This window comes from Bdellovibrio sp. HCB-110, from assembly GCF_047323225.1.
Taxonomy (GTDB): domain Bacteria; phylum Bdellovibrionota; class Bdellovibrionia; order Bdellovibrionales; family Bdellovibrionaceae; genus Bdellovibrio.
In genome coordinates, this window is record NZ_CP178750.1 from 2,895,768 (window position 1) to 2,910,519 (window position 14,752).

14 protein-coding genes are annotated in these 14,752 nt (G+C 46.2%); 6 read left to right on the forward strand and 8 right to left on the reverse strand.

All coding sequences use genetic code 11. The features are described 5' to 3' along the window. Nucleotides 1-19 precede the first annotated feature (19 nt). Nucleotides 20-1,714 carry a hypothetical protein gene (locus tag ACL934_RS13735; RefSeq protein WP_413612463.1) on the forward strand — a complete coding sequence of 565 codons (1,695 nt, stop codon included), beginning with the start codon at nt 20-22 and terminating at the stop codon, nt 1,712-1,714. Here ACL934_RS13735 and ACL934_RS13740 read toward each other — a convergent pair. From ACL934_RS13740 to ACL934_RS13750, 3 genes are read right to left on the reverse strand one after another with little or no spacing between them, the layout of a single operon-like run. After that, entirely contained in the window at nt 1,711-2,271 is a 561-nt protein-coding gene (locus tag ACL934_RS13740) for a hypothetical protein (RefSeq protein WP_413612464.1), read from the reverse strand. The two genes, ACL934_RS13735 and ACL934_RS13740, sit on opposite strands and share 4 nt — an antisense overlap. Then, nucleotides 2,268-3,287 carry a hypothetical protein gene (locus tag ACL934_RS13745; protein ID WP_413612465.1) on the reverse strand — a complete coding sequence of 340 codons (1,020 nt, stop codon included), beginning with the start codon at nt 3,285-3,287 and terminating at the stop codon, nt 2,268-2,270. Before ACL934_RS13745 ends, ACL934_RS13740 begins: the two co-directional genes overlap by 4 nt. Further along, entirely contained in the window at nt 3,278-3,919 is a 642-nt protein-coding gene (locus tag ACL934_RS13750) for a hypothetical protein (protein WP_413612466.1), read from the reverse strand. Before ACL934_RS13750 ends, ACL934_RS13745 begins: the two co-directional genes overlap by 10 nt. A gap of 224 nt (nt 3,920-4,143) precedes the next feature. Here ACL934_RS13750 and ACL934_RS13755 point away from each other — a divergent pair, with 224 nt between their 5' ends. The 3 genes from ACL934_RS13755 to ACL934_RS13765 all read left to right on the forward strand — a co-directional run bounded on the left by ACL934_RS13755 (nt 4,144) and on the right by ACL934_RS13765 (nt 6,699). Next, complete coding sequence (locus ACL934_RS13755; protein ID WP_413612467.1) at nt 4,144-5,451, forward strand: hypothetical protein; 1,308 nt, start codon at nt 4,144-4,146, stop codon at nt 5,449-5,451. 15 nt (nt 5,452-5,466) lie between these two features. Continuing rightward, nucleotides 5,467-6,162 (forward strand): hypothetical protein, encoded by a 696-nt coding sequence (locus tag ACL934_RS13760; RefSeq protein ID WP_413612468.1) that lies wholly within the window; start codon nt 5,467-5,469, stop codon nt 6,160-6,162. Between the two features lie 105 nt (nt 6,163-6,267). Further along, nucleotides 6,268-6,699 carry a hypothetical protein gene (locus ACL934_RS13765; RefSeq protein ID WP_374074341.1) on the forward strand — a complete coding sequence of 144 codons (432 nt, stop codon included), beginning with the start codon at nt 6,268-6,270 and terminating at the stop codon, nt 6,697-6,699. A gap of 13 nt (nt 6,700-6,712) precedes the next feature. Here ACL934_RS13765 and ACL934_RS13770 read toward each other — a convergent pair whose 3' ends face one another. From ACL934_RS13770 to ACL934_RS13780, 3 genes are read right to left on the reverse strand one after another with little or no spacing between them, the layout of a single operon-like run. Beyond that, the gene (locus ACL934_RS13770; RefSeq protein ID WP_374074344.1) at nt 6,713-7,513 is read right to left on the reverse strand and encodes an ABC transporter ATP-binding protein; all 801 of its coding nucleotides are present in this window, start codon (nt 7,511-7,513) and stop codon (nt 6,713-6,715) included. Continuing rightward, nucleotides 7,510-8,325 carry an ABC transporter permease gene (locus ACL934_RS13775; protein ID WP_374074345.1) on the reverse strand — a complete coding sequence of 272 codons (816 nt, stop codon included), beginning with the start codon at nt 8,323-8,325 and terminating at the stop codon, nt 7,510-7,512. The genes ACL934_RS13770 and ACL934_RS13775 overlap by 4 nt, the downstream gene beginning before the upstream one ends. A 9-nt stretch (nt 8,326-8,334) precedes the next feature. Further along, a complete protein-coding gene (locus ACL934_RS13780) occupies nt 8,335-9,336 on the reverse strand; it encodes an ABC transporter substrate-binding protein (RefSeq protein ID WP_413612469.1) in 1,002 nt (333 codons plus the stop codon). Between the two features lie 207 nt (nt 9,337-9,543). On the opposite strand from ACL934_RS13780, the gene ACL934_RS13785 reads away from it, so the two are divergent. Then, on the forward strand, nt 9,544-9,873 hold the full coding sequence (locus ACL934_RS13785; RefSeq protein ID WP_374074350.1) for a hypothetical protein: 330 nt from the start codon (nt 9,544-9,546) through the stop codon (nt 9,871-9,873). 48 nt (nt 9,874-9,921) lie between these two features. On the opposite strand, the gene hutU is transcribed toward ACL934_RS13785, so the two are convergent. Beyond that, nucleotides 9,922-11,577, reverse strand: coding sequence for a urocanate hydratase (gene hutU / locus ACL934_RS13790; RefSeq protein WP_374074353.1), 1,656 nt, complete (start codon nt 11,575-11,577; stop codon nt 9,922-9,924). Between the two features lie 29 nt (nt 11,578-11,606). After that, nucleotides 11,607-13,142 carry a histidine ammonia-lyase gene (gene hutH / locus ACL934_RS13795; protein ID WP_374074354.1) on the reverse strand — a complete coding sequence of 512 codons (1,536 nt, stop codon included), beginning with the start codon at nt 13,140-13,142 and terminating at the stop codon, nt 11,607-11,609. Nucleotides 13,143-13,311: 169 nt separating this feature from the next. Between hutH and ACL934_RS13800 the strand changes: the two genes are divergently transcribed. Next, on the forward strand, nt 13,312-14,667 hold the full coding sequence (locus ACL934_RS13800; protein WP_413613496.1) for a PhoX family protein: 1,356 nt from the start codon (nt 13,312-13,314) through the stop codon (nt 14,665-14,667). Nucleotides 14,668-14,752: the final 85 nt, after the last annotated feature.

The following is a 14,752-nucleotide window of genomic DNA, read 5'->3' on the forward strand; positions in this document are numbered from 1 at the left end:
TCCCGAATAGTAATGTGGGATGAAATCAGCTTACGGATTTTTTATTTCTTTTGTAATCAGCATTCTGTTTGCCGCCAACGCGCAATCAGAGGGTTACAATGTTTCCGGAAAAATTCTGAAGCCTGACGGCACTCCCTACTCTTCTTCCGCCGTCAGTTTTATCTTAGAAGTCACTAATCCCGCCAGCACTTGCGTTCTTTATCGTGAACAAATCATCAATGTGGACATGTCCAATACAAAAGGTGGATTTCACGTCGTCTTAGGAAGTGGCACAAAAATATTCCCTGTGGGAGGACAAGTCGAAGCCGTATTTTCAAATGAAGCCGCCTTGCCGTGTGCAGATGCGACAACCTACACTCCCGTAGCCACGGACGAAAGAAATCTTAAAATATCTTTTTATGACGGATCTAGCTGGCAGGCATTTTCTCAACAGCCTTTGAAATCCGTTCCTCTTTCAACGATTTCGAAATATTCACAAAGTACTCGCACGGTGGAAAGTTATAGTTCTAAAAACTTGTTACGCGCGAAAGTCGATATTCCAGAACTTACTGCCGCCGAAGTTGCAACGTTTCAAGACCTTATAGCTGGCACATCCGGAACTTATTTAAAAACAGAATTAGATCCGACGGTGAAAGACTTCGCGAAAGCCACACTTCCAACGTGTGCGGTGGGAGAAGTTTTGCGCTCGACGGGCACAAGCCTCGTTTGTATTGCTGATCAAACGGGCGCAGGTCTTCCAACAGGAAGTAACGGACAATTTTTAAAACACAATGGAACAAATTGGGCAGCGGTTTCATTGGCTATCGCTGATATCGCCAATTTATCGACGCAGCTTTCAGACAAGGTTGCAAAGACATCACTTCCAAGTTGTTCATCGAACCAAACACCTAGTTACGTTTCGGTGACGGATAATTGGCAATGTCTTACTATCAGTGTCACGCTTACTGGCGACATAACAGGAACAAATTCCGCAAATACAGTTGCGAAAATCCAACATATTCCGGTCTCGTCTACGGCGCCGTCCACCGGAATGGTTCTTAAATACAATGGCACAGAATGGGCGCCCGGTTCTGATGCTTCTTCTGTTGGAACAGTGACAAATGTCACTAGCGCCAGTAGCTTTCTCACTGTTACAAATGGCACCACCAGTCCTACTCTTTCTGTGAATATAGGAACAGCGGCAGGAACTGTGGCGGCTGGGGATGATGCTCGATTTACAAACTCCCGCTCCCCTAGTGGAACTGCTGGAGGAGATTTGAGTGGAAGTTATCCGCTTCCGACGGTTGCAAAAATCCAAGGAACTCCCGTTGATGTCTCTACGGGTTATCAGGATGGAGACACTCTCGTATACAACGCTGGAATGTCAAAGTGGGTTTTAAAACGAGCAGGTTGTCCAACTGGTTACATGAAAGTGGGAAAAGGCGATCCATTTTGTATTAAGCTCTTTGATAGCACACTTCGAACTTTCCCTGTGGCTCTGATCGCTTGCAGTGACTCTGGTGCAGATCTTTGTTCATCGACTCAACTTATCCACGCCTGCCGAGATGGCAATAAGCTAGGACTCGGTCATGCGGCTTGGTCTAACTCGATATTCGGTGGAAATGTGGCCATCAACGTCAGCTGTACTACGGCTGGTGGTGCATACGGTGTGGCAGGAGAAGATATCACAAGTTACACCAGATATACCTATTGCTGCAAACAGATCAGTAACTAAAACGAATAGCTGACGGCTAGAAGCGCATTCGCGCCACCTAAGAAATAAAACACGGAACGCACTTCCGAACTCTCTTCTTGAGAAGCACTGTACAAATTGGCAACGGCAATCAAAGCATGAGTTGCCACACGAATCCATCGGCGATTTTCTTTTTCCTGGCGTTCTTTAGAAAGATATCTCTGCAAAACTTCATTTTTTTCAGCCAAAGATAAGGACGACCCGTCGATGGCATAAAAGAAGGAATCCACTTCATTCCCCGTCCAATAATAAGTTGCTCCCAAACCAATGGCCGCTAAACCCACATTCGATGTGATCGCAAAGATTGTGCGACTAAAGACTTCTTCGGACTGATGATAGCCGATACTGCCACCGACGGCAGCCAGGGCTCCCGAAATCATATATCCTAAGCCCACACGCTCATCTTCCTTCTGTTGCTCTAAAACAAAATGTCGAAACTCGTTCCACTGAGCTGCGCCTTCGTAGCTGACTTCGCGTTCGAATCCCCAGGAAGCGCAAGACAGAAATAAAATGAAAGCTGAAAATAAAATCAATCTCACAGCGTCACTCCAAACTGAATGAACACACCCCGATTGTCGTTTTCATTCCAATAAGAAAGTCCCGTCGAAAAACTCTTATAAGAAACTAAAAATCCTGCGGCGTGATCGTAATCGGAGACACTCAGGACTGCCTGGAGAATTCCCAGCTTGTAAGCCAAAGCACCACGAAACGCATCGCGGGCATTCTGGGTTTGCGAATGAACTTCAAGTTGAAATCCCAACTCTAAAAGCCCCAAGGGCACAACAGGTTTTATCGAGACACCAAGAAGTCCTTCAGGCTGGATGGGATATTGTTCTGTTTTGCGACTGCTCACTCCCCAGTGGGCAAGCATCGCAGAAATTTGAGGTTGCCACGCAAGATCTTCCCAGGCGTATAAAATTCCCGGCTCTAGATAAATGAGATCTTGAGTTTCCGCTTCAAAAATATCTTGGCTGTCTCCGGCTACAGCTTCACTGAGGGCGAAGTATTGGCCGATAAATTTCACGTGAGTGTAACGGGCTTGCAAACCTGCATAGAAATTATCGTGGACGTAGCTTGCGATCTGGCCTTTTACGCTTTGTTCTTCGGCGATAATCATATCGACCATTGGCAACGCTGGGTTTTCAAACCGAGTCACAGCCACCAGTCGATAAGGCTCAATGGAAACTCCCCATTTCGAGGATTGAAAGGAAGCTTCAATGGAAATTTCAGCATCAATGGATTCTCGACGAGAAAAGAACTTTGCCACGGAAGCCTCATCGTCTTTACCACTTAAAAGGTTTTCGGCTTCCTTCAGATACTCTGCCTGAGTTCCTATAAAAAAATCGGCGTCAAAACGGGCTTTACGCTCTTTAGCGACGGAAGCTGGATTGCAGGGAAGTCCTCTTTGAACGCTATCCAGAGTATAACAAGCGCTTCCCAAAGAGCGCGATAAGAAGCGCGTACTTCCGTCACGCAAAGCTGCTGGCAACGTATCGGCATTCACATGCAACGAGCCCACGATCCCAAGAATGAAAAAGAGAATTCTTAGAAGCACAAATTCTCCCTGGGCCACGGTAGTGCCTCTGCATCTTTTTTAATTTGGCTTAAACGAGAATGAATGTCTTGATACTCTTGCTCGCGCTCCGGGAACGCCCCTCGCAAGTCTTCGGCGAGAAAAAGTAATCCCTCGACAATGCGCAAGCCCCAATCGAAGTACGGGCGCAGATCATCCGTGCAAACTTTCTGTGTCGTTTTGATTTTCCAGCTCTTCACGCCTTCAACAACAGAAGACTTTAGAAGAACGACTCGCAAAGTGGCGCTGTAAAGACGAGCCCCTGGTTCTTTTGTTCCCTCAAGGGCCTTAAGAGCGCTTTGTAAATCCCGGCGTGCATTTGTAGTCGCATCGGGAATGCGATTCCACTGTTCCGAATAACGAGCTAAAGTATTCATAAGTTCGGAAGTTTGTTTGTCGATGGCAAGTCCCGTGAGGCGCAGATAATTTGATGAGATATTTTTAACGACGACAAAAGAATAAATTTGCTCAATCTTCACACCCGCCCGCCCCGCGTAAGCAGAAGCCAGCGCCATTTTCACGTGATAGTGCGGATCACTTGCCGCAAGTTCTGCAAAATAAGAAATCGCTTCGTCATAATGCCCTTGATCCATCATCGAAAAACCTTTCGACAAAGATTTCTCACGAGTGACGGGCTCCTCCTTTGATTGACAGGAAGAGAGCGCTAGAATGAACGCACATAGAGTGATTTTGATCTGTGTTTGCATAGTGAAGTGGGATACTAACGCTCTGCATTGGAAAATTCGACAGGCCACGCAATGCAATATAATTAATTCATTGATCCTTACTTCCCAGCAATATACCCCTGCGACCATGTAACACTTCTAAGGAGAGTGACATGTTTCGTAACTTGATTTTGCTAATCTCCCTTTTCTTGGGCGTCTCTGCTCAAGCTGCGGTTTGGACCGACGTGAATCAGTGGTCCCCTGCTTATGAAGCTCGTTTTGCCGAATGGGTTCGCACGGAATGGCGCGTGGACTTCTTTTCCCGCAAGTCTCTTCCGAATGGACAAAGCAATCCTTATTATGGAATGCGTGTGGACTGCGCGGATGCTGTCTATTCTATGCGTATCGTCTTTGCTTACGAAAATCGTTTGCCGTTCGTGATCCAAGATCCGACAGCTTCTGGCAAAACATTGTCTAATAAAATGAGCCGTTGGGATTCACAAAGCGAGATCAATCGCCTTCGTCAGTTCTTGTGGTTCATGTATGAGACTGTGAGCACCCGCTCCCTTCCCAACGACACGTATCCGGTTGCCATCAGCCGCGACACCATTCGTTCTGGCGCTTTGATTTTGACGACAAAAAAGAATCACCACTCTTGGACTGTGAAAGAGATTCTTCCTATTGGCGTTCCTCACTTGGTTTACAACTCTGTGGTCGGATCTGCTTCAGGTTATGGAATGCAAGAGCGTCAATCATGGCCCAATCCTGATTGGGTTTTTGAGGGTGAGTTCTCTGTTTCTGGCAGTGCAGGATTTCGTTACTGGAGACCCGAGTCTTCTTTAAACAGACCTGTTTGGGAAGTTCCAGGCTACAGCGACGAACAATATCGCATTCCATTGAACAAGTGGGTTCGTTACGTGCAAAATCGCCTGGCTCTTCGTCAAGAAACTGACAACCAAATGATCTCTCGCTTGATGAAAACAACTTGCGAAGGTTTCACAGGACGTGTGACTTCCGTGAATGAAGGTCTTGCGTATCTTAAGAAAAATTCTCGTTGCATGGACTATGCAACTTACGACACGTACTCCACACCGAACAGAGACCGTCGTATCTTTGACGACTTTATGGCTTTGCGCCGCGCTTACCGTGAAGTTTTGCACATCAATGGCGGCAATCAGTTGAGCGGTGATATTTTGAATCAACTCAACAAAATCTTCCCTGCGATCACTCAATCTGCTGCAACAGAGACTTCTAAAATGGGACCTTCTGCAAGCAATGCGTACTCTGTGTGCGTGACAGAATATCTGCCTGGGAAAAGAATCGATCTCGCTGAGTTCAAGCGCAGAATGTTCTTGGGCCTCATCTCTAACAATCCTCATGACGACAGCGCATACCGTTGGGGTGAAGTTCGTGGACCTTCGCAGCGTGCAAGAACTTGCCAATCATGGGACCCTTGGAGTCCGGATCTGACTCAGGAATAATAACGAAAAGGAATTATGGAACCGATTAAGATAAGAACATGGATTATGTGGGCCCTGATACTTTTTGGATTGGGCCTTTTAACGGATTACTACTTTTTACATCTTCTTTTCCACGAGAAAAACGGTGCGCAGAAAGAAGCTGTGATTGAAACGACGGCTTCCCCTGTTGAGGGTGTTGATCCTAAAAATCCGGATGATTCTTTTCTTGGTGAAAAAGGAGACGTGAATTCTGAAGCGTCTCCTTCAAGCAAAGACAACTTCCTAGAGTCTTTGCAAAAATGTGCTCCTGAAGTGGCAGCCCAAGCTATCGGCACTCCTGAGGCTTTGATTGAATATCTGCAAAAAAGTGTCGGGGTAAAAACGGAAGACATTTCTTTAGAAAACTATCATCTGACATTGGCTGATGGCTCTAAACGCCGTGTCCACGTTATCACTTCTGACAACACCAATAGCCCCACGGAAAAAGAAATCCGCTTCTTTAAATTGGATGCTGAAGGTTATCCAGAACGTCTTCAACTCAAAGGTGACGAAACGGTGGAGTCTTTGCTGGCTCAAGGCAAAGTCACGCGCCATGAGGTGAAATCTCAGCTAGAGCTTAAAGATGGTTCGTCGGTGGCTCTTGAAAAGCACGACAACAAGGTCTTTGAGTTGCAATACAACAATCACGGCAAAATTCTTTCCTGCCGCTTCAAGGAATGCCACTGTCCATAGAACTGATCCTCTAAGTCCTAGGTCTAGGACAATCATTAAGTTGCTGTCACAGTATTTCAAATCACAACCCCTCTGTTAAAATTTATTAAATAGCGGGGTTTTAGCATGTCAAAAGACGGCTCGTTTTTACATAGCAGAAGTTTGTGGATCTACTACACGCTTTTCTTTTCGGGCTCCCTGGTCTTAGTTTATCAAGCTTTTGGTTGGGAAATTGTCGGCGACTCAGTCAACTTTCTTTGTCTTCTCTTTTTACTCAACGGATTCTTAACTCGTCGTCCCCTGCACATTCTTGAAAACTCTTTCTTAATGACGATCGGCTACATTCTGCCTTTGTTGATTCGCAACTCCTTAAAACTTTCCTACACAGAAGCCCCTTCGATGAAAGAGTTTTTAAAGCTCGCGATGATGTCGACGTCAACAACGCTCGCTTTGGGATGCGCTTTTTCTTGTGCGGGTTATATCCTTGTGCAGATGTCTCAGAAAGTTATGCAAATGAGTCGCAGCAAAATCACGACTCGCTCTCTTCACGACGAATAATTTTTTTAGAACCCTAGTCGCCTGTTGAAGATTTTAATTGGGCTTGTTCAAAGCGATTCTGTTCTTCCATCACCAGTTGCGAAATTTCTCTCTTTAAATCGTTAAAGTCAGGCGACGCCGGATTGCGGGGGCGCTCCAATTGAACAGCGATGTCGCGTTTGACGGTGCCGGGCCGATAACTCATGACGATGATTCGATCAGCCAGATAAATAGACTCCTCAATGGAATGAGTGACAAAGACGATGGTCTTTTTTAGATGACTCCACAGCTTTAAAAGTTCGTCTTGCAGACTTCGCCGAGTCAGGGCATCCAAAGCACCAAACGGTTCATCCATCAGCATAATGGGAGAATCAAGAGCTAAGACACGGGCAATGGCCACACGCTGCCTCATGCCTCCAGAAAGATCTTTAGGAAAACGATCTCGGAAATCAGTGAGCTTCAACATGGCAAGAAGTTCGGTCAGTGTGGATTCAATCTTCTGGGGATTTTCGTTTTTAATCTTAAGACCAAATGTGATGTTATCAGCCACCGTCATCCACGGAAAAAGTGCATACTCTTGAAAGACCATGCCGCGATCCGGGCCTGGTTGAGCCACGGCCTTTCCATCGACACGGATTTGCCCTTGTGTGGGTAAAGAAAAGCCCGCAATCGCATTTAAAAGAGTGCTCTTGCCACACCCTGAAGGCCCGAGCAGACAAATGAATTGGCCTTGAGAAATATTAAAATCAATATCACGCAGGGCAATCACGTCCCTCCCCGCTCCAGAGAAAACCTTATGAACATGATCAATTTCAATTTGCGCAGTTCCGGTCATTCCAAACCTCGATGCCAGCGTAAGAGGTAGTTGTTCAAACGACTTACACCTGTATCAATGGCCAATCCCAACAACCCGATTGAAAACATGCCGGCGATAATTTTATCGGACCAAAAGAATTCGCGGGCTTCTAAGATACGATATCCTAATCCATTATTCACGGCGATCATCTCGGCCACGATCATACAAATAAAACCCGTTCCAATACCAATGCGCACACCACTTAAAATGTAAGGCATTGCGGCCGGAAGAATAACCTTGATAAACATCACACGAGGATTCGCACCTAGATTGCGAGCAGCACGAATATAAATGCTATCAACCGCGCGCACTCCAACGATGGTGTTCATGAGCACGGGGAAAAAAGCACCGAGACTGATGAGGAAAACAGCCGGAGGATCCCCAAGACCAAACCACAAAATCGCCAGAGGAATAAACGCAATCGGCGGAATCGGACGAAGCACCTGTATTAACGGATTAAAATAATCATAGACGTGAGTGCTGGCTCCCATCAAAAGCCCCAAAGGCAATGCCAAGCCCGCACCAATCAAAAAGCCCACGGCAACACGATAAAGACTTGAAAGCAAGTCACGGATCAGTTCCCCCGAGAAAAGCCACGCAATGTAAGAACCTTGCGCAGGATCGTAAGCCTCATAGGGTTTTAGATATTCATACCACTTTATGACGACGGCCGATGGTGCCGGAAGAACTTGGGGATTTACTCCGCCAAAACGCACAACGAGTTCCCACACCACGAGAATAGTCGCAGGAACCCAGAATCCTTTTAATGCAGATATCCAATCTATTTTCAAATAAAACTCCTAGGGAACTCCCATGGATTTTTTTGCTTCTGTTAATAGATCCAGTTTCACCCAATCTGCGGCTTTAGGAGGATTTTTCATTCTGCCGACACCGTACTTTTGCATAAAGTCTGTCGTGATCTGCATATGCTCTACGGTCAGATCGTAAGTGTATTGCGCATTTCCCATGGCATCTTTGAAGTCTTGCGGTGTGATTTGTCCTTTGAACATTTTTTCGATCACGAATTTTTGCGCAAGCTCCGGTTTTTCAATAAATGTTTTGGTTGAATCCACAAAACACTTCATAAATCTTTCCGCCACGGATTTTTTGTTTTTGTACATATTCTCTGTCATAACCAGAGTTCGGACAGGCTCTCCCATGGGAGTGTCATAAGGCTTTAAGAGTTCAATGCCATAGCCTTTGTTGATAGCCTGCGAAGATTGCGGCTCACTCTGTGACATGGCATCGATGTTTTTCGCTTGCAATGCTTGATTCAGATCCGCGAAGGCCATAAAGACAATACGCACATCTTTTCCGGGTTGATCCGACCAAGTCAGATTGTTTTTCGCAAGCTCCGCATACAAGAGAAGCTCTTGCGCCCCACCTCGGGCAACACCGACTTTTTTTCCTTTAAGTTCTTTGACTGACTTAATATTTAAATCGGGACGAATAACAATACGGGCGCCCCCTTTTGCAAAACCGGCAACAGCGTATATCGGCGCGCCTCCGGCACGTCCAGCAATCGCGGCATCTGCGGCACTGGCGGCAACATCAATTTCTACGGCAATGATCGCAGGGACAATATCCAATCCTTTCGCAAAAATTCTTTCTTGCACCTTCAAATTATATTTTCCGCAATGTTCAGTGAGATAACTGATGGCTCCGTAGTGGGCGAATTTTAAATTTCCAACTCGAACTACATCTGGCGCTTGCGCTTTTGCATCGAAGTTAAGGATGGATAAAATCAGGAGAAAGAAAAAACTTAAGATGAGCTTTGAGTTCCGATGGTGAGCTTGCTGCATAAACGACCTCCCCGAAAAGTGCCCTATTTATGCCTTATAAAACTCCCGAATGACCCGACTCGCAATAAGTCTTATGACACGAGTCGTGGAACCTTTCCTTGCTCAATGACAGATGACGATCATGAAATGATGTGATTTGCCCTTTCCTGCATATAATGAAAGGCACATAGATTAGAAAAGTTCTTATTTTTTAAACAGGAGTTCCCCATGAGAAGAAAAGCCCACGCGCGAAAAGCGACAGCAAGTAAAAAAGCAAAACCAAAATTGAAAGCGAAGGCAAAAGCTAAAGCCAGTCCGAAAAAACAAACTCTTTCTAAACTGGCTTCAAAAGCTCGTAAAACTTTAAAGCCTCAGCCTCGCAGCCGAGCGAAAGTAGAATCAACAATTGAAAGTCCCCGCGAACCATCACGAGAAATCGAAGGTATGACGGAACAACCTAAGATGAGACTTTCTAGAAAGAATTCTTCAGAATATAGAGAGAAACAAAGTGCCCAGTCCCAACCTAGAAATGCAGTAAATCCATCGGGACGAAGATAATCAAGAGCCTGAGCGCCACGGCGCCCAGGCTCTGCCGGCCTTCGCCGATTAAATCCAAAGACTTTTCACACCGCGTTCAATAGCCACTTCTTTGGCAAGATCATAACCTGCATCAAGATGTCTGAAGACACCCATCGCCGGGTCCGCGGTTAATACGCGCTCTAAACGACGAGCGGCTTTTTCCGTACCGTCAGCAACGATCACTTGTCCCGCATGTTGACTGTAACCCATCCCTACACCACCACCATGATGCAAACTCACCCACGTCGCTCCACACGCTGTGTTCACAAGAGCATTCAAAAGAGCCCAGTCACTCACCGCATCGGAACCGTCTTTCATCGCTTCTGTTTCGCGATTTGGAGACGCCACGGAACCACAATCCAAATGGTCACGACCAATGACGATAGGAGCTTTGACTTTTCCTTCTGCTACCAACTGATTAAACATCAAGCCCGCTTTCGCGCGCTCGCCATATTCAAGCCAGCAGATACGTGCGGGAAGACCTTGGAAAGCAATGCGCTCTTCGGCCATATCCAACCAACGAAGAAGATCTTTTTTATGAGGGAAAAGTTTTCTCATTGCATCGTCTGTCACTTTGATATCGTTAGGATCGCCTGATAAAGCCACCCAACGGAAAGGACCGCTGCCTTTGCAGAACAAAGGACGGATGAAGGCTGGAACGAATCCAGGGTAATCAAAAGCATTTTCAACACCTGCTTCATAAGCGCGGGCACGAAGGTTGTTCCCGTAGTCAAATGTCACAGCTCCACGGTCTTTCATCATCAGCATGCCACGCACGTGTTTTGCCATGGAATCGTAAGCGGCTTTCAAATAAGCCTTTTGATCGCGCTCACGGAATTCTTTTGCGGTCTCAACAGTGTAGCCCTCTGGGATGTAACCCACCAAAGGATCGTGCGCCGATGTTTGATCCGTCAAAAGATCCGGTGTGAAACCTTTTTCAATCAACTGATGAATCACTGTGGCCATATTGCCAAGAAGAGCGATGGACTTCGCTTCTCCCGCTGCCGTGTATTTTTTGACACGTGCAATAGCATCATCAAGATCTGTCGCTACTTCGTCGACATACTTTGTTTCAAGACGTTTTTGAATACGAGTTGGATCAATTTCAACCGCGAGAACGCAAGCGCCAGCAAAGACACCCGCAAGAGGTTGCGCTCCACCCATTCCGCCAAGGCCCGCTGTCAAAATCACGCGGCCTTTAAGGCTGCCGCCAAAATGTTGGCGACCGGCTTCAACGAAAGATTCGTAAGTGCCTTGGATGATGCCCTGAGTTCCGATGTAAATCCAAGAACCCGCCGTCATCTGTCCGTACATCATCAAACCCTTTTTATCGAGTTCATTGAAGACTTCCCATGTCGCCCACTTAGGGACAAGATTGGAATTAGCCAAAAGAACACGAGGAGCATCTTCATGAGTTTTCAAGATACCGATCGGTTTTCCGGATTGAACCAAAAGAGTTTCGTCATTTTCTAGATTTTTAAGAGCGTCTAAAATTTTATCGAAAGATTCCCAGTTGCGAGCTGCTTTTCCGATACCACCATAAACCACAAGATCTTCAGGGCGTTCTGCCACCATAGGATCGAGATTGTTTTGAATCATTCTGTAAGCGGCCTCTTGCAACCAGCCCTTACAAACCATTTTATTTCCAGTTGGAGCTTTTACTACTCTTGGCCCTGATGTCATAAAAAATTCTCCTTATTATTCACCTTAATTTACCACTCAAGCTCGCCCACAGCCTTACTCACTACAGCCATGAGCTCATTTGAGTTCATCATTGCTTTGATGGCTTCCACATCTTTTGAGAAGATGCGGTCTTCGTTCGCAAATGGCACGGTCTTACGAATATGATCGTAAGCGGCTTTCACTGCCGCAGAAGGTTTTAGAGGTGCCAACAAATCCAAAGCTTGGCATGCCGACAACATTTCCATCGCCACGACGTTTTCAGCATTACGCAAAATTTGTGCAAATTTACGAGCAGCAATTGTTCCCATCGAAACGTGGTCTTCTTTTTCCGCTGATGTTGGAATTGAATCCACGCTCGCTGGATGCGCTAGAACTTTATTTTCGCTCACCAAAGAGGCCGCCGCTACCTGCACGATCATGTGACCCGAGTTCAATCCTCCATTGGGAGTTAAGAACGCAGGCAGCTCACTCATTTGTGTCGAAATCATTTTTGAAATACGGCATTCGCTGATACTTGCTTGAGAAGAAATTGCAATCCCCGCAAAATCCATCGCATGTGCCACTGGCATACCGTGAAAGTTACCGCAGGAAAGAACTTTGTTAGCTTCAGCAAAAACAAGTGGATTGTCCGTTGAAGAGTTCGCCTCTGTTTCAAGAACTTTAACAACGTATCGCAAAGCATCTTTTGCAGCACCATGAACCGCTGGCATACAACGAAGAGAGTAAGCATCTTGTACACGGTGATCACCGCTCAGATGACTTTGTCCAATCTCACTCATCTCGCCCATCAGCTTCATCAAGTTGCGAGCTGTTTTTGCTTCCCCTGGATGAGGACGGCTTGCTGAAATCAAAGGATCAAAGGCCTTGCGTGAACCACGAAGACCTTCCAATGACATCGCTCCGGCAAGATCTGCCATCCACAACAAGCGACGCGCTTCCCACACAGAGAGAAGACCGATTGACGTCATCACCTGACAACCGTTGATCATGGAAAGACCTTCTTTGGCTTTCAACTCTAGCGGTGTGATATTTTTTTCTTTAAGAAGAGTTTGTACTGGAACGATTTTACCATCCGCTCCCCACGCATCGCCTTCACCGATGATTGTCAAAGCCAAGTGCGAAAGCGGAGCCAAGTCACCGCTCGCTCCCACAGAGCCTTGCGACGGAACCACAGGGATGATGTCGTTATTTAGAAACTCTAGGATTTTTTCAACAACCAGAGGACGAATACCGCTGTGACCTTTTGCCAAAGCATTGGCACGAAGAACCATCATCGCGCGCGTTTCCGTTTTCGTAAACGGAGCACCAATTCCCATGCTGTGAGAACGGATTAAGTTTCTTTGCAGTTGTTCAATTTCGGAATCAGAAATACGCACGGAAGAGAAAGCCCCGAAACCCGTGTTCACTCCATACATCACTTCACCGCTGGAAATACGGCCTTCGATATAATCGCGAGACTTTTGCATCTGCGCTTTTCCAGTCGCAGAAAGTTCTGCTTTGATTTTTGGATTATGAGCAATTTCGTAAAGACTTTCGAGCGTGATATTTTCACCGGTGATTTGCATAAATCGGACTTCTCCTGAAAAGCAGGCATCCTAGCGCATTGACTCTATTTTAGGTACTTTCAAGCCCATTTTCGCCCTGCATTATTCGCGGTTAGGATTCCATTGAGATTGGGCCCGAGGGCTTGCCGCAAAGCCGCTCTAATGAAAAGCATGAGCGTTGGCACCGGGATTGAAATATGAAATTCTGATGAAGTGGCAAGATCCGATCAATCGCAAAGGGGATCTTTTTGGTTCACACAATGACTTCTTGGCTTACTTCCCCGGCGCTTCTGCGAACGATGCCTACCTGTGGGTGAATCACGAATATCTGCATCCTGGTTCTTATCTGCACATTCAAAAGATAAACAACTCGTGGCAAGTGAATATCGACAGCGAAAAAAATTTCCGAATCGATGCAAAAACACCGATGAAACTTGTCGCTGATGGAGCCATTGAGGGATCAAATACTGCGGTGGGCATGACAGGAAATTGTTCCGGAGGCAAAACGCCTTGGGGAACAATTCTCACTTGTGAAGAAAACTTTCATGACTTTTATGGCCAGGTGAAGTTTTCCAAAAAAGGAAAAAAGTGGAAACGTCATTTGATCGCCGCAAGCCACGTGATGGCGTGGGACGATCACTACCCTCACGCACCTGAACATTATGGTTGGGTTGTTGAGATCAATCCGAAAACTCAAGAAGCCAAAAAACTGACAGCCTTGGGACGATTTTCCCACGAAGGCGCTCTGGTTTTAACGGCGGATGACGGTCGCTGTGTCGTGTACATGGGAGATGACGCTCAAGACGAACACTTTTATAAATTTATCGCGGATGAAAAAGGCTCTTTGGAAAAAGGAAAACTTTACGTCGCCAATACTCTTGAAGGTCGCTGGGAGCTTTTGTCTTTGCAGAACCCCAAACTGCAAGGACGCTTCTTAGACCAAACGGATCTTTTAGTTCGAACTCGTGAAGCTGCGAAACTGGCTGGCGGAACTCCGCTAGATCGCCCCGAGGCTTGCGCCCAAGATCCTATCGGTAAAGGTATTTTCTTAAATTGCACAATGAACAAAGGCGCCAGTCGGCCTTATGGCAGTATCATGAAGTTTTCTGAAACAGGCAACGACCCCTTGTCTCTGACATTTCAAAGCGAAATTTTTGTTAATGGTGGAGAGCTTACGGGTTTTGCATGTCCTGACAATCTCTGTTTTGATCGCAAAGGAAATCTTTGGATCACCACGGATATCGCCGACTATGGTTTGAATGACGGCGACTACAAAGTTTTTGGCAACAACGGTCTCTTTTATATTCCACTCTCGGGGCCTTTTGCAGGAAAAGCTTTTCGTTTTGCCACCGCTCCAAAAGAAGCAGAACTCACAGGCCCTTGTTTTTCAGAGGATGGAAAGACATTGTTCTTAAGCGTGCAACATCCTGGCGCCAATTCAAAAGATGCGGACCATCCAACAAGTCATTGGCCCGAAGGAGGAAAGGCCGTTCCTCGATCCTCCGTCGTCGCAATATCGGGTCCCTTGTTAGAGCGACTCCTATAGAGAAATGATTCACATTGAGAAACTGGTTCATCAGAATCAATTTGCGTATGTTTACTTTCTCTGAGAGAGCATTTTCATACTTGTA